The sequence below is a fragment of the Longimicrobium sp. genome, assembly GCF_036387355.1.
In the GTDB taxonomy this organism is placed as follows: domain Bacteria; phylum Gemmatimonadota; class Gemmatimonadetes; order Longimicrobiales; family Longimicrobiaceae; genus Longimicrobium.
Window position 1 is genome coordinate 1 of sequence record NZ_DASVTX010000429.1, and the last position, 15,496, is coordinate 15,496.

A 15,496-nucleotide genomic window follows, 5' to 3' on the forward strand; every position below is an offset into this window, starting at 1 on the left:
CTCAACGGTCCGGCGAGAGTTAGTGGGCTCGTTGCGTTTTGCGAAACCTGGCGACATCGTGATCGCCGGCGTTGGGGAAACGGTCGAGGACGTTGGGAAGGCCGTCGCTTGGCTTGGAGAGGGCGATGTGGCCATCCACGACGACAGCTACGCATTCCGCCACTCGATGAACCCCAAATTTATCTCCTACGCGATGCAGACGGCGACTTTCATCGGCGAGAAGGCTAAGCACGTATCCCGAGGCAAGGTGAAGAGGTTGCTGATCGACGGGATGGCCAAGGTTCGCGTGCCCATCCCGTACCCGGACGACGCTCGAAAATCGCTTGCCGAACAAGGCCGCATCGTCGCCATCCTCGACAAGTTCGACGCGCTGACCACCTCCCTCAGCGAGGGCCTGCCGCACGAGATCGCGCTGCGCCAGACGCAGTACGCCTACTATCGAGATCTACTGCTGAGCTTCCCGAAGCCGGAAGGATTGGCGGGCTGATATGGGCAAGACCCTGACCGAGATCGCCCAGCAGCTGAACGACGCGAACAAGAAGGTGCAGCTAATCTACGCCTTCAACGGCTCGGGCAAGACGCGTCTTTCCCGGGAGTTCAAGCGGCTGATCGCGCCGAAGGCCAATGCCGGACACGGCGGTGACGAGCCGGAGCCGTCCGAGCCGTCGCGCAGCAAGATCCTGTACTACAACGCCTTCACCGAAGACCTGTTCTACTGGGACAACGACCTGACGCTGGATGCGGAGCCGAGATTCAAGATCCAGCCAAACTCGTTCACCGACTGGCTGCTCACGCTTCTGCGGGACCTCGGGCAGGACGGTAACATCGTCAGCTACTTCCAGCACTATGTTAGCGACAAGCTGACGCCCCATTTCAGCGAGGACTTCGCCGAGGTCACGTTTTCCCTCGAACACGGCGACGACGAAAGCTCCGGCAGACTCAAGCTCTCCAAAGGTGAAGAGAGCTGCTTTATCTGGAGCGTCTTCTATACGCTGCTGGACCAGGCGATCGGCACCCTCAACGTCGCCGAACCCGACGATCGCGAAACCCGAGAGTTCGATCAGCTGGAATACGTCTTCATCGACGACCCGGTCAGCTCGCTGGACGACAACCATCTGATCGAGCTGGCCGTGAACCTCGCGGGGCTGATCAAGAGCAGCGCCTCCGAGCTCAGGTTCGTCATCACCACGCACAGCCCGTTGTTTTATAACGTGCTCCACAACGAGCTTGGCCTGAAGGCCAGCGGCAAGAAGGAAGGTTGTTACCTGCTGGAGCGCCTGGAGGACGGCACGTTTGACCTCAACACCAAATACGGCGACTCCAACCGGAGCTTCTCGTACCACCTGCATTTGAAGAAGGCGCTCGAGCGCGCGATCGCCGCCGATGAGGTACAGCGCTATCACTTCACCCTGCTGCGCAACCTGTACGAGAAAACCGCGAGCTTCCTCGGTTATCAGCAGTGGTCGGATCTATTGCCTGGGGACCGGGGGGCGTATCTCAATCGCATCATCCAGTACACCAGCCACAGCACGCTCGCCGTCGAGTCGATCGCTGAGCCTACGCCGCCGGAAAAGCAGACGGTGAGGCTACTGCTCGATCATCTGACCCAAACCTACGGCTACGCACAGCACCAGGACGGTTCCCATGGCTGATTACCTCACGCCCATCGCCGAATCGAACCATTTCATCGTCCTGGACAGGTACACCCGCGCGTGGACGGTCGCGGAGGGCTACCAGAGCGAGGACGCGCTGGAGCACGAGTTTATCCAGGACCTGGTCGCCCAGGGTTATGAGTTCCTGCCCGGGCTGAACACGCCCCAGGCGCTGCTGGCCAATGCGCGCGTACAGCTGCAGGCGCTCAACGCGGTTCAGTTCTCCGACGGCGAGTGGCTGCGCTTCGTCGAAACCTACTTGGACAGGCCCAGCGACGGCATCGTCGAGAAGACCCGCAAGCTGCACGACGATTACATCCACGACTTCGTGTTCGACGACGGGCGCATCCAGAACATCTATCTGGTGGACAAGAAGCTCCTCGCCCGCAACAAGCTGCAGGTGATCAAGCAATTCGAGCAGAACGGCCGCCACGCCAACCGCTACGACGTGACGGTGCTGGTCAACGGCCTGCCGCTGGTGCAGGTGGAGCTGAAGAAGCGGGGCGTGGCGATCCGCGAGGCGTTCAACCAGGTGCACCGCTACAGCAAGGAGAGCTTCAACAGCGAGCACTCGCTGTTCAGGTACCTGCAGCTGTTCGTGATCTCCAACGGCACCGACACGCGCTACTTCGCCAACACCACGAAGCGCGACAAGAACAGCTTTGACTTCACCATGAACTGGGCGAAGTCGGACAACAGCCTGATCAAGGACCTGAAGGACTTCACCGCGACGTTCTTCGAGAAGCACACGCTGCTCAGCGTCCTGCTGCACTACTCGGTGTTCGACGTCAGTGACACGCTGCTGGTGATGCGGCCGTACCAGATCGCCGCCACCGAGCGCATCCTGTGGAAGATCCGGAGCGCCCATGCGGGCAAGCAGTGGAGCCAGCCGGAAGGCGGCGGCTACATCTGGCATACCACGGGCAGCGGTAAGACCCTGACCAGCTTCAAGGCGGCGCGCCTGGCCACCGAGCTGGATTTTATCGACAAGGTGTTCTTCGTGGTGGACCGGAAAGATCTGGACTACCAGACCATGAGGGAATACCAGCGTTTCTCGCTGGACAGCGTGAACGGTTCGGACAGCACCGCCGGCCTCAGGCGCAACCTGGAGAAGGACGACAACAAGATCGTCGTCACCACCATCCAGAAGCTCAACAACCTGATGAAGAGCGAAGGCGACCTGCCCATCTACGGCAAGCAGGTCGTGTTCATCTTCGACGAGTGCCACCGCAGCCAGTTCGGCGAGGCGCAGAAGAACCTGACCAAGAAATTCAGGAAGTACTACCAGTTCGGCTTCACCGGCACGCCGATCTTCCCGCAGAACGCACTGGGCGCGGAGACCACCGCCAGCGTGTTCGGCCGCGAGTTGCATTCGTACGTGATCACCGACGCCATCCGCGACGAGAAGGTGCTGAAGTTCAAGGTGGACTACAACGATGTGCGCCCGCAATTCAAAGCCATCGAAACCGAGCAGGACGAACAGAAGCTCAGCGCCGCCGAGAACAAGCAGGCCCTGCTGCACCCCGACCGCATTCGTGAGATCAGCCAGTACATCCTGAACAGCTTCCGCCAGAAGACCCACCGTCTGCAGCCCGGCGCGAAGGGCTTCAACGCCATGTTCGCGGTCAGCAGCGTGGACGCGGCCAAGCTGTATTACGAGGCGTTCAGGACACTGCAGGAGGACAGCCCCAAGCCCCTGCGGGTGGCCACCATCTTCTCGTTTGCCGCGAACGAGGAGCAGGACGCCATCGGCGAGATCCAGGACGAGAGCTTCGAGGTCTCGGCCATGAACAGCAGCGCCAAGGAGTTCCTGAGCGCGGCCATCGCCGATTACAACGCGCGGTTCAAGACCAACTTCAGTGTCGACAACAACGGGTTTCAGAACTACTACCGGGACCTGGCCAAGCAGGTGAAGGCCACGGAGATCGACCTGCTCATCGTCGTGGGCATGTTCCTGACCGGCTTCGATGCGCCCACGCTCAACACGCTGTTCGTGGACAAGAACCTGCGCTACCACGGGCTGATCCAGGCGTATTCGCGCACCAACCGCATATTTGACGCCACCAAGACCTTCGGCAACATCGTCACCTTCCGCGACCTGGAACAGGCGACCATCGGCGCCATTACCTTGTTCGGTGACAAGAACACCCGAAACGTGGTGCTGGAGAAGAGCTACCTGGAGTACATGGAAGGCTTCACCGACGTGCTCACCGGTGAGGCACGGCGTGGATTCGTGGAGGTAGTGCGGGAACTGGAGCAGCAGTTCCCCGACCCGGCCGCGATCGAAAAGGAAGCCGACAAGAAGGCGTTCGTGAAGCTGTTCGGCGAGTACCTGCGCGTGGAGAATGTGCTGCAGAACTATGATGAGTTCGCCAGCCTGAAGGCGTTGCAGGGCGTGCACATGGACGACCCTGCAGCGGTGGAGGCGTTCAAGGCCCGCCACTACCTGAGCGACGCCGACCTGGCGGCGCTGCAGTCGATCAAGCTGCCGGCCGACCGCAAGCTCCAGGACTACCGCTCGACCTACAACGACATCCGCGACTGGCTGCGCAAGGAAAAGGCCGCCACTGAGCAAGAACAGTCCACGCTCGATTGGGACGACGTGGTGTTCGAGGTGGACCTGCTGAAATCGCAGGAGATCAACCTGGACTATATCCTGGAACTGATCTTCGAGAAGAACAAGAAGGTCAAGGACAAGGTCGCGCTGATCGAGGACGTCCGCAGGGTGATTCGTGCCAGCCTGGGCAACCGCGCCAAGGAAAGCCTGCTGGTGGAGTTCATCAACCAGACCGACCTGGACCGGCTTGGCGACAAGGCCAGCGTGATCGAGGCCTTCTTCACCTTCGCGCAGGCGGAACAAAAGCGCGAGGCGCAGGAGTTGATCGAAGCCGAAGGCCTGAATGCCGAGGCGGCGCGGCGCTATATCGCTAGCTCGCTCAAGCGGGAATTTGCCAGCGAAAACGGCACCGAACTCAATTCCATCCTGCCCAGGATGAGCCCGTTAAATCCGCAATACCTGACTAAGAAGCAGAGCGTGTTCCAAAAGATTGCGGCTTTTGTGGAGAAGTTCAAAGGCGTAGGTGGGCAGATCTAGGCTGAGCACTGAATGTGACACCCTGCTGTTCGGCCGAGAGTTCACGGTTTACGTGAGGCTGATCGCCAACGTGGACGGCAATGCGATCGCCGCCTCGGTCGCGCGGTCGTCGGGCGTTCCGGCGGTCGATTCCGCCGCGCTGGACGTCGCGTCCGCGTACCGCTTCGCGCCGGGCGACGTTGAAGGCGCTCCCCTCGCCATGTGGGTGCAGGCGCCGCTCACGTTCCGCTTTCCGCCGGAGACCGAGGCCGCGCGGCGGCGTCGCCTGCGCCGGCAGGCAACGAGCCCATCCCCGCCGAACTAGCCCCCACGTGCCGCCCGGCTACTTTTCCGCACAGCCCGCGACCTGACCATCGGCTGGAGGGGATGCGGAGCCGGGCAGCTTTCAACGCGACCAGGCTTGCGCGCCCGCCCCGCACCCCTGAGCTTTGGGCGTTCGGCGGCGTCGGCAACAGGTAATCAACCAAGGGAACGAGCATGTCCAGGCCCAACTTCATTGAGCTGCCCGCCCGCGACCTGGCGGCGAGCCGGGCGTTCTTCGAGGCGGCGTTCGGCTTCGCCATGACCTCGTTCGGGCCGACCTACGCCTGCACTCTCACCGGGGACGTGGACATCGGCCTTCAGGCTGACCCGCAGGAGGCGACCCAGGCCCCCCTGCCCGTGATCGCGGTGACGGACCTGGAGGCGACGCTCGCGGCGGTCACCGCGGCCGGGGCGGCCGTCACCAAGCCGATCTTCGGCTTCCCGGGCGGCCGGCGGTTCCACTTCCGCGACCCGGGCGGCAACGAACTGGCGGCCATGCAGGTGGACCCGCGCTAACCCGCCGGCCGCGGGTGCAGAGCGCCGAACCAGGCGCTGCAGCCGCGTAGCTGCGCGCGAGATCCGTGAGCACCTGCCGATCGGCGCACCGTGGTAGACCGCCCGCAGCTGGGCCGTGCGGAGCAGCTCCGACAGCTGGGCAGAGTCCGTGTGGTCGCCCTCCGCTGGGGCGTGTCGCGCCGGTCGCAGACGACCACGCGCGCCACGCGCCTCCTGCTGCGGGGAACGCTGGGCTCGCAACCGCCGATTCACAGCAGGGGTGGCGTGCTCTCAATAGCTTCAGGCGCTGGGCAAGCAACGCGGCAGCCGCAGGTGATTCTTCCCGCGGTTGCCTTGTGTTTCATCCTGATCCGTCTCAGGCTGCGAGCCGCCGCATGACCTCTCGTGTACCCTTCCGGTTCACGGTGAGGCACTCAGCTCGTCGTTCGGGTCGCGAACCTCCAACCAGCGGCTCGCGTGCGCGCCCTCGTCGGTGTCCCTCGATGGAAATAACATGGGCCGCAAAGCGCGGGCGCGTAGAGCCCTGAAGCAGACGGCGCCCGAGCGCCTCGTGCCATCTGCGGTAGACATCTGGGCACTGCGGCTGACGGTGACGCTCGCCCTGTTGCTCGGAGCCGCCATGGTGGTGGGCGTGCTGTTTCCGATCCCAACGCTTCCTGAGACGTGGAAACTCGCCTTGCTGGGAGCTGTCGAGGTGTTCTTCCTGCTGAGGGCCTACCTGGCGTTCAGGGCTCGTGCTCGGATCGAGTTGGCGATGTGGCTCCTTGTTTTCGCGATCGTTCTGCTGTCGATGTAGAGACCCAGCACCGCGACCTCCCCCGCGAGAGAAACTGCACTCGCAACTCCATTGCCCTGTACCCGCCGCCGAACAAACGTTGCAGCACACGTTGGGCCGGAGCTACTGTGCCAGTCGCGGTCTTGCTCAGCCCGACGCGGCTGAACCTGGTAGTCAGCCGAGGAGCAAGCATCGCGGCAGCCCGCATGCGTTCCTGCGCCTGCCGTGCATTCTTCACGCAATCGGTCCCACCCCCGCGCCCACTCGATCGCGTCATCCAGCGCCTCGCGCAAGTTGCGGCCGAACCCCTGCACCGATTGCGCGACGGGCAGATCCATCGCCAGTTCGTCTTCCGGCTTGGGCGCGCCCCGCACCCATGACCCTGGGTCCTCAAGCCGTCCAACGATCCACGTGGTCTCCAATGTCCTTTCGACTCGTAGTGCTCTTTGGCCGGCCCGGCGTCGGAAAGCTCACGATCGGCCGGCACCTCGCCGAGCGTACCGGCTTCCGGCTGTTCCACAACCACCTCGCCTTTGATCTTGCGCTGTCGCTGTTCAAGTTCGGCAGCCCGGAGTTCATCGATCTTCGCGAGGAGGTCTGGCTTTCCTCGCTTGTACGTGCCGCTCGCTCCGATCTGTCCGGCGTGATCTTCACGTTCGGCCCGGAAAGCACCGTCCGGGACTCATTCATCCCGGAGCTCCAGGAACGGATCAAGGGTACCGGTGGCCTGGTCAGCTTCGTCGAACTGACATGTGCGCCGGATGAACACCACCGGCGCCTGACGCAGCCGGATCGCGCGAAGTACGCCAAGCTGCGAGACGTCAAAACGTATGAGATTGCTGCCGCGCAGGGCCGCTTCGACCACCCGGTCATGCCAAAGCCGGATCACGTCGTTGACACAACGCATATGTCAGCCGAGGAGGCCGCTGAAAGGATTGCCGAGTTTCTCGCCAGGAGCGCGCCAGCCTGACCATCGGTTGCAGGCGAGGAAACCGAGCCCACGGGTTCAACCTTCCCAAGTGTGCGGAGCCATGGTGCAGGCTGGGGCGCACCCATGACTCCCGGCGCAGCAATCCGCGGCTGGGAATGCGGGGCCTTGCATGCTTCGGCGGACGAGAGTCTGGCGCTCCGGCTCCTCATCCCCTGCCCCTTACGTCGTCAGGCGACTTCTCACTGACTTTGGCTACAGTTTCGATGGCGAACAACAGGCAGTCCGGTCGGGTGGGATGGCGAACAGCGGCTGCCGCCGTGGCTCTCGGCGCCCTGGTCGCCGGCTGGGCGGGAGCGCTGATCGCGCCGGCGGCCGTGATCGGTTACGCCGCACTGAGCTGCGTCGCCTTTCTGCTCTACCGCCATGACAAGAACGCGGCCCAGGCGGGCAGAAGGCGTACGAGAGAGCGGACGCTTCACCTGATCGGCCTGCTCGGCGGCTGGCCTGGAGGACTTCTCGCTCAGGAGCGCTTTCGGCACAAGACGCGGAAAGCGAAGTTCCAGTTCGTATTCTGGGCGACTGTGGCGATCAACTGCGCGCTGCTCGGTTGGCTGCTCGCCGCGGGGCGCGCAGCCTGACGCCGCTCGCGGGAGGACGCGAAGCGGCGCATGCAATCCACTCTGCATGGTGAGAACCGTGCGTGGAACGGGTACTCCTGGACTTGCTGGCGCTTCTTCATGAGCAAGGGTTGATCTTTGACCCGCGCGGGAGAGCCAGGTCCGTGGTGCTCACAGAAAAAGGATTGGCGCGGAGCAGAGGAATGTACGAGCGGCATCTCGAGCCGCCGCAGGTGATCTCTCCCGGAGGTGATGCATGTGGTCAATCCTGATTGTGCTGTCCGCCCTCGCGGGGGTGGTCTGCGGCTGGATCATCCCAGGGCGCCGCTCGGTCGCCTGGGGCGCCGCCGTCCCCTGGCTTGGGATGCTGGCCTGGCTGCTGTTCAACGAGTATCTCGTTCCGTCCCAAGGCGGTGGGGCATCGATGTGGCCCATCGCCCAACTCGTCGCCGGCACGGTCGCGGCCGCGGTAGGCCTGCTCGCCGCGGCCGTCGCCCGCGCGGCGAGAGCGAAGCTGCGTGCCTCCGCGTAACTGGGAAGTCACCTCACAGCCTGCAACGGGCAAACGCGCGCCAACTCTCCGCGTCGGCAGGACGCGGCCGTTTCGGCCAGGTGCACTTCGCTCAAGCTTCCGTGCTTCGGATGCGGAACCCGCTTCGCCAGTCCCACCGCTTCCTGGCCTGGCACCATTCCGGTCATCGTCCCGGGCCTAACAAAGCAGCGCCGGGCCAACTCTGCCCCTCGCGGCGGCTCGCCTGTTTTCTGCGCCCAGCGCGCGTAAGACCGCCGTCATTCCCGTCGAAGTGACCGGCCTTGAGCACGCGTGAAACAGCGCACCGCTCACGCCACGGCCGCGCGCGCCGCCGCCCTGCAAGCTGCGCGCAGCTCGCTGGATGATCGCGGGGTCGTCGCCGCCCGAGCGACGTTGCGGGGCAGGGTTCCGCACGTTTGATTGCATCGGGCAAACTCCTCGGTAGCCCCCGAATCCGACCCTCGGTTGCGCCGCACGTACTTTCTCACCAGGAAAGCTCGACATGTCACCGAATCGCGCCTGTGCCATGGCGGCCGTCGCCCTGCTGGCCTTCGCACCCGAAATCTCCGGCCAGTCCGCTCCCGTGTTTGCGGGAATTCCGTGGGGCGCCTCCGCGACCTCGGTCCGGCAGCGCGCCACGGCCGCCGGGCTGCAGTTCGTTACCCAGGACTCCATCGGCGACCTGTACTTCGCGCACGGCGCGGATACGGTGGCCGTGACGATGTCGCCTACCGCAGGGCTCGTGGAGGTCACGGACATGCGCTACCGCGACCCTGCTGCACTGCCGGAAACGCTGGAGGCGGTTCGCGATTCGCTCCGGGCCATCTACGGAGCGGGATCGCCCGCGGAGTGGAATTCCGTGGAGTGGAAACGCGCGGGCGGCGAGGTACGCGCGTGGCGGTTCGCCGGGGACGACGAACTGGCCCCCGCGGTGATGGTGCGGTACCGGGGCCCCGGCTGGACGGCCGAGCACACGCGCAGGCTGGACGGCGAGTACCCGGCCCTCGATGCCCGCTGGAAGCGCGTCAACTTCGGGCGCAACAGCCGCACGACGCTCGACACGGTCTCGCTTCGCCGCACCGGGCCGCGCACCCTGACCGGCTGGTACCGGATGGATTATCTCGAACCGCAGAGGGCGCCCAGCGGAGTCACGTACGACTCCTCCCTCATGCGTGCCGAGTTTCGGTGCGCGGACGAGAGCTTTCGGCTCCTCAGCGTGGACTATCGCCTGGACCGGCAGGTCGTGCGCCACCTGGATTTCGAGTCGTCCAGCGACAGATCCACGGCCGCGGCGCCGGGCACGGTGTCGGAACTCCTCGTTCGGCAGGCGTGCTCGCATCCGTAGCCACGGTCAGCGATGCCGCCGCCGGCACGGGATGCGGAGTGCATAGGCGACGTCCCACCTCACCCACGACACGCGAACCGTGACCGCACCCAGCCCGGCAGCACCCGCGCAACGGCGAGCGTCCCACCCGTACCGCTCCCTGCGGATCGGGGCGGGTTTGATCGCGCTGCACGTGATCAGCTACGTTCCGCTGATCATGCTGGGAGTGCAGGATCATCGGAACGCAGCCGCCACGAGGGTGTTCGAGGCTTTCTCGCTTCTCTGGATCCTGCTCCCGCTCGGCTGCGTGTACGGGATCGTGGCGGGGAAGCGAAGCTTGGCGGCGGGCGCGCCGAGGCCTCCGGCGTGGGCCGGCATTCTGCTCAACGGGGCGTATCTGATGATCGGCCTTCTTCTTCTGCTCATCACCGTTTTCGGCGTTACCGCGTAGGCCGCGACCCCGTGGTCAAGTTTCCGTCCCGGAGCGGAGCCCCAGAGGCCCGACCCCTTGTCCGTCCTGGCTGAGGCAAGAGCGGGCTAGCGCTTCCGCTGCGTGGAGGTACGCCGACGTGCTGGCGGCGGGCCTGAGCTCGGTCGGCGTACCGGCGCGGGTGGTGGTGCCGCTGGGTGCCAGCGCGCCCACGGGATTCCAGCGGCGGTTCGCGCCGCCGCCATACCGGCGATGAACTCCGAGGCCGGATTCTACGCTCCGCCGCCGGCCCGCTGAGCTGTTCCGCGGGCACCGCGCGCCGGCCGCGCACCCGTGCCGCCTTGTGCCGTCCGGCCGCGGGCACCCATCGAGGCAGCCGCAGGGAGTTGATGGTTCGATCTGGCGGAAAGTCGCGCCCGCGGGCGTGTGCCGCTGCCGCAGGATCTTCAGCTGCACCGAGGCGTGACAGCGCCGTCGGAAGGTGAGCGGCATCAGGCGTCCAACGGTTCATGCAAACCGGCCCCGCGGCATGCCGCGGGGCCGGTTTGCATGCGTTCCGTCCGGGGGATCAGTAGGCCGCGAGCGCCGGCCCGCGGCGATCATCTCCGCCGTCAGGGCAGGGTGACGGTGATCTCGATGCGGCGGTTCTGGGCACGGTTGCGGTCGCTGTTGTTGGGCACCTTGGGATGGGCTTCGCCGTGGCCGGTGGCCTGGACGCGCGCCGCGGGAACGCCGTTGCTCGTGAGCCAGGCCACCACGGAGCGCGCGCGCCGCTCGGAAAGGCTCTGGTTATCGGTGTCGGAGCCCACGTCGTCCGTGTGGCCCTCCACGGTGATGCGGGCCGCTGGATGCGGATCGATCATCGTCCGCTTGATCTCCGCGAGCAGGGCCACCGCCTGCGGCTGCAAATCCGCACTGTTGGTGGCGAACAGCACGCCGCCGGACATCTCCGCGCGCAGGCGGTTGCCCTCGCGGCGGTAGGCGGCCGGCGCCAGCGCGCCGAAGTCCAGGGGCCGCAGGTTGTCGGGAGTGGTGCCCCACTCCAGCATCAGCGCCACGTCTTCGCGCGGGCCCTGAAAGTACTGCACGCGCACCTCGTGGATCCCCGCCGAAAGCGCGACTTCGGCCTCCTTCGCCTCTACGCCGTGGATGCCGTCGTTGTCGATCACCTGGCGCCCGTCAATGTGCAGCCTGGAACCGTCATCGGAGGTCAGCCTGAAGTGGTACGTGCCGGCCTGCGGCAGCATGATGCGTCCACGGTAGTCGATGGCAAACCACTCGAACCGGTTGGTCACGCCCGGAAAGCCCGCCGTAAAGCTCTGCGGCTGAATGTTGAGCACCATGGTGGAGATGGTGCCCTGCGGACGCAGCCTGGAAAAGTCAGGCAGCCGATCGCTTTCTTCGGGGATGAAGTAGACGCGGCCCTGCAGCGCGAACGGCACTTCGCCCGCCGTGCCGAACCCGCCGCCCTGGGCCACCGCGGGATGCACCGCGAGGAGCGACAGCACGAGTGTGGCAGGGATGATGTGTCTGGTTTGCATAGGCGAGTTCCATCAGGGGTTCAAGAGAAGGAGTTCTGCGGGGCGGCTTCGGGGCACCGGGAACAATGGTTTGGCAACCCCCGATCATCAAGAGTCCTGTTTTCACCCCCACCACGGCTGCACCGCCGCTGCTTCCTCTGATGCTGATCGTGGACCGTGGACCGTGGACTTGGCGCCTCGGTGCCGCGCGGCAGTGTTCATGCGCGGATGTAAGAATCGAGCAGGCTGGCGCGTTCCGCTGCACGGGTCCGCCGTCCCCCCGGCGATCCCCGGGAGCCGCCCTGCGCCGCGCCCGGGCGCTTCCGCACCGCCGCGACCCCGTGCGCGCGCGCTGGGCGGCGGCGCTCATCATCCGCACTGCCTCCGTTTTGGACGGGGGATGGCGTGCGAGCCGCGCAGGCTGGCCGTGGCGTCCGGCTGCTCCACGCTGATCGAAATCCGCGCTGCTCCTGATGCGCAGTCCAACCCGCCTGCTGGGAGAGCGTCCATGCGATCCTTCAAGACCATTGTCGCGGCAACGCTGGGGTCGGTTGCATTGCTCGCGTGCGACGGGAATCCGGTGGATTCCAACGGGGGCATGCAGCTCACACTCTCGCCGGACAGCGTCGTGGTGGGCGTGTACCAATCGTCTCCGCTGATCGCGACGGTGCGCAGCGCGAACGGGGCGATCCAGCACGTGCCGGTGCAGTACGTTTCCCGCGATCAGAGCGTCGCGACGGTCAATGCCAGCGGCGCGGTCAGCGCCGTGGCAGCAGGCGCCACCTATGTGGTCGCCACGCTTCCCGACCGCCCGGAGGTGCGCGACTCCGTCAGGGTTCGCGTGCACGCCGACTCCTGCTCCGGCGCCCGTCCCGATTTCGGCGGGGCGGCGACCGCGGCGGACCGGGCCCTGTTCGCCTACGATGCGTCCGCGTCGCTGAATCTGCAGAAGACCGTGGAATCCACGCTCAACGGCGTGGAAGTCAGCAGCATTTCCTTCAGCCATGCGGGCGGCGGCCTGGTAACCGGAATGATGTGGGACCCGGTCACCCGCCCGGGCCTGCGTCCCGGCGTGGTGGTGATGCACGGCCTTCCCGGCCGGGGGAGGGACATGGCGTTCATCGGCCAGAGCTACGCACAATACGGTGCCGTGGTCATTGCGATCGATGCGCCATGGAATCACCGCGTCACGCCGCCCTTTCTGACCATCACCGAGCAGGACCGGGCCGAGCAGATCCAGGTGGTCAAGGATCTGCAGCGCGCCGTGGACGTATTGCGCTCACGTCACACGGTCGACAGTGACCGCATTGCTTTTGTGGGCTTCAGCTGGGGCGGCGCCACGGGTGCGCTGTTCGTCGGCATCGAGCGGCGTTTGAAGGCGGCGGCGCTCGTCGTGGGACATGGCGGTCAGGTCTCGCACGCCACCGGTCCGGAAGGATACAAGCTGATCGCCGGTTTCTCGTGCGCCAGACGCGTTGCGTGGATCCGCGCGATGGCGCCCATCGAGCCGATTCGGTTCATCGGGCACGCAAACGCGCCGCTGCTGCTGCAGAACGGGAGGTGGGACGAGTACATCCCCTCTGCCGACGCGGCGGAACTGCACGCGGCCGCGCCGGAGCCCAGGGACGTCCGCTGGTACGATGCGGGACACAACCTCACGCAGCAGGCCGTGATCGACCGGCAACGGTGGCTGCACGAGAGGATCGGCCTGGACGCACCCGCGGGTAAGTGAAGGGTTCGATGAAACTGAAGATGGCGGTCGGCCCCGGCCGTGAACGCAGTATTGGCCTTCGTCGCCTGGCGGCTTCCCACCGACGCGCCACCGTCCACCATCCCCCGCGCCAGGACTCGGAGACCGCCATGCGCCGTGCCCCGCTGCTCGCCGCACTCCTCGTCGCGCTGATCGCCGCCTGTGATGGCGGCGCGTCCCTGGAACCGGCCGGGCCGCTCGTCGTGGCCTCGGTGGATACGCTTCGTCCCGGGCAGATGGCCCAGGTGCGCGGTTCCGGCCTCACCCGCCTGCGCTCGCTCAAGATCGACGGTGTGAAAGCGACGGAGTTCGCCGTCCGCTCCGACAGCGTCGCCGAGTTCCGGGTGCCCTCCCTGCGCGCCTGCGAAACGGACATGCGCGCGGTGACGGTTTCGGCGGATGGATCGGCGCCGGTCAGCGCCGTCGTACGCATCGCGCCGAGCGTATCGCTGCGCCCCGGCGAGTCACGCGTCCTCTCGCAGGCCGACCTGGGGTGCCTGCGCCTCCCGGCGGCCGACGAAGACTACGTGCTGAGCGCCGCCAACGTGGCGATCCCGGCGGCGGAGGTGGAAGCGCAGCGGATGCTGGTTTCCGTGCGCCTCCTCGGCACCGGCGACGCTGCCGCTTCGGCGCTCGCGCCCTCCACTGCACACGGACCGCTCACACCGTTCTCCGAACGTGTGGCTGGCACGCCCGTGGAGCCGCCGATGCCGGAACGGGCCGCGCTGGCGGGCAGCTACTCGCAGGCGCCGGTGCCCTTTGACCCGCGCTATGCGACGGCGGTCGCGGGAGACACGGTGCGCTTCGTGGACTGGTTCTCCGGGACGCCGCAGCTCTGCTATCAGCCCGCGGAATCGGTGCCCAGCTTCCCCGCACAGGTCGTCGCCGTCTCGGGCCGGGTCGCCGTCGCGGTCGATCTGCGGCACCCGCTGGCCGCGGCGTACCTGGACCCGGCGAAGCTCGGCTGGCTGCGCGATGCGGTCGCGTTGACGGACCGGTGGCTGCTGCCGGCGATGCGCTCGGTCTTTGACGCCGGGTACCAGCCTCCCGCCGGCGGCGGCGGCCGCTATTACCTGCTGATCGGCAATCTGCCCGCCCCGTTCCAGTCCTATGCGGGCACCGGGGTGGACGGGCCGGTGCCGGGCATGACCGTCGCGAGCCAGGCGACCTGTCCGCGTGCCTCCGAGATGGTGGTCAGCCTGCTCAGCGCCACCTGGTTCACGGCGCCCCAGTACCAGAACGCGAACTGGGCGGCGGGGCTGTTCCTTCACGAGTACGCCCACAACGCCGACCTGCTTACCAGCGGCCGAGGCCGCATCGCCGGCATCCTGGGCGAGGGTCTGGCCTCGCTCGCGGAGGAGACGGCCAGCCGCATCGCGTCGGGGCAGCCGCTGCGGGCGCGTCACGCGGCGGTGGGCAGCGACGCGCCCGGCGGAGTTCACGGCGCCTCGCTGGGCATGTGGGGCACACAGCCGGCGTTCGGGCCGTGGCAGGCCAACGGACGCTACGGCACCAACGCGCGCATGCTCCTCTATCTTCGCGAGCTGGAGGGTGAGGCGTCGGTGGATCACGGGCGCCGGCCCACGCTGTATCAGCGCCTCCTCTCCGCGCCGATCGACTGGTACAATCGCCAGGCGGTCATCACCTACATCACCTCGGTGCTCGGCATCGACTACGCCGACCTGACCGACCGGCAGACGCTCGCGAGCGTCACCGCCGGCCTCATTGACCCCGGCGTGGTGCACGACCTGCCGCGCTACACCTCGTGGGACCACGCGGATCGTGCGCGTGTGGCCGGCCCGCTTGCCGCGGGCTTTCCCGGCCGCGCCAGCCGCCGCGCGAACGGCGAGTCCACCCTTGCCGCCGCGGACGGCGCGCACGCGGCCCTGTACCTGATGGCGGACGGGCCCCGCGGGATATCGCTGGAACTCCTGTCGATGGCGCCGACGGCGCGCATCGTCCGGCTGACCCGGCTGTGCTGAGCGGCCGGATCGTTCATGGCGGTATTCCGCGCACCAACCACACGGGTCATCCATGCGGGAACGTGCTTCC

The 15,496-nt window shown here is 66.3% G+C and carries 15 protein-coding genes; 14 read left to right on the forward strand and 1 reads right to left on the reverse strand.

The genetic code is table 11. The features are described from left to right. From VF665_RS18745 to VF665_RS18795, 12 genes are all read left to right on the forward strand, one after another. Window positions 1-487: restriction endonuclease subunit S (locus VF665_RS18745; protein WP_331054984.1), on the forward strand; the 487-nt coding region annotated here is incomplete at its 5' end. 1 nt (window position 488) lies between these two features. Next, window positions 489-1,652 carry an AAA family ATPase gene (locus VF665_RS18750; protein ID WP_331054985.1) on the forward strand — a complete coding sequence of 388 codons (1,164 nt, stop codon included), beginning with the start codon at window positions 489-491 and terminating at the stop codon, window positions 1,650-1,652. Then, window positions 1,645-4,746, forward strand: coding sequence for a type I restriction endonuclease subunit R (locus VF665_RS18755; protein ID WP_331054986.1), 3,102 nt, complete (start codon window positions 1,645-1,647; stop codon window positions 4,744-4,746). Before VF665_RS18750 ends, VF665_RS18755 begins: the two co-directional genes overlap by 8 nt. Next, a complete protein-coding gene (locus VF665_RS18760; RefSeq protein WP_331054987.1) occupies window positions 4,733-5,050 on the forward strand; it encodes an energy transducer TonB in 318 nt (105 codons plus the stop codon). The genes VF665_RS18755 and VF665_RS18760 overlap by 14 nt, the downstream gene beginning before the upstream one ends. A gap of 173 nt (window positions 5,051-5,223) precedes the next feature. Then, on the forward strand, window positions 5,224-5,565 hold the full coding sequence (locus VF665_RS18765) for a VOC family protein (protein ID WP_331054988.1): 342 nt from the start codon (window positions 5,224-5,226) through the stop codon (window positions 5,563-5,565). A 493-nt stretch (window positions 5,566-6,058) separates the two neighbouring features. Then, on the forward strand, window positions 6,059-6,361 hold the full coding sequence (locus tag VF665_RS18770; RefSeq protein WP_331054989.1) for a hypothetical protein: 303 nt from the start codon (window positions 6,059-6,061) through the stop codon (window positions 6,359-6,361). 400 nt (window positions 6,362-6,761) lie between these two features. Further along, window positions 6,762-7,310, forward strand: coding sequence for an AAA family ATPase (locus VF665_RS18775; protein ID WP_331054990.1), 549 nt, complete (start codon window positions 6,762-6,764; stop codon window positions 7,308-7,310). A 224-nt stretch (window positions 7,311-7,534) separates the two neighbouring features. Beyond that, complete coding sequence (locus VF665_RS18780) at window positions 7,535-7,909, forward strand: DUF1294 domain-containing protein (protein ID WP_331054991.1); 375 nt, start codon at window positions 7,535-7,537, stop codon at window positions 7,907-7,909. A 62-nt stretch (window positions 7,910-7,971) separates the two neighbouring features. After that, on the forward strand, window positions 7,972-8,160 hold the full coding sequence (locus VF665_RS25950; RefSeq protein ID WP_349263153.1) for a DUF6429 family protein: 189 nt from the start codon (window positions 7,972-7,974) through the stop codon (window positions 8,158-8,160). Next, a complete protein-coding gene (locus tag VF665_RS18785; protein WP_331054992.1) occupies window positions 8,145-8,420 on the forward strand; it encodes a hypothetical protein in 276 nt (91 codons plus the stop codon). Before VF665_RS25950 ends, VF665_RS18785 begins: the two co-directional genes overlap by 16 nt. A 502-nt stretch (window positions 8,421-8,922) precedes the next feature. Beyond that, entirely contained in the window at window positions 8,923-9,765 is an 843-nt protein-coding gene (locus VF665_RS18790; RefSeq protein ID WP_331054993.1) for a surface-adhesin E family protein, read from the forward strand. A 157-nt stretch (window positions 9,766-9,922) separates the two neighbouring features. After that, the gene (locus tag VF665_RS18795) at window positions 9,923-10,195 is read left to right on the forward strand and encodes a hypothetical protein (protein ID WP_331054994.1); all 273 of its coding nucleotides are present in this window, start codon (window positions 9,923-9,925) and stop codon (window positions 10,193-10,195) included. A gap of 590 nt (window positions 10,196-10,785) precedes the next feature. On the opposite strand, the gene VF665_RS18800 is transcribed toward VF665_RS18795, so the two are convergent. Continuing rightward, a complete protein-coding gene (locus tag VF665_RS18800; RefSeq protein ID WP_331054995.1) occupies window positions 10,786-11,715 on the reverse strand; it encodes an OmpA family protein in 930 nt (309 codons plus the stop codon). 487 nt (window positions 11,716-12,202) lie between these two features. Here VF665_RS18800 and VF665_RS18805 point away from each other — a divergent pair, with 487 nt between their 5' ends. Then, window positions 12,203-13,426: a dienelactone hydrolase family protein gene (locus VF665_RS18805; RefSeq protein WP_331054996.1), complete on the forward strand. Its 1,224-nt coding sequence runs from the start codon at window positions 12,203-12,205 to the stop codon at window positions 13,424-13,426. Further along, window positions 13,423-15,426, forward strand: coding sequence for a hypothetical protein (locus tag VF665_RS18810; protein ID WP_331054997.1), 2,004 nt, complete (start codon window positions 13,423-13,425; stop codon window positions 15,424-15,426). The genes VF665_RS18805 and VF665_RS18810 overlap by 4 nt, the downstream gene beginning before the upstream one ends. The last annotated feature ends 70 nt before the right edge of the window (window positions 15,427-15,496 follow it).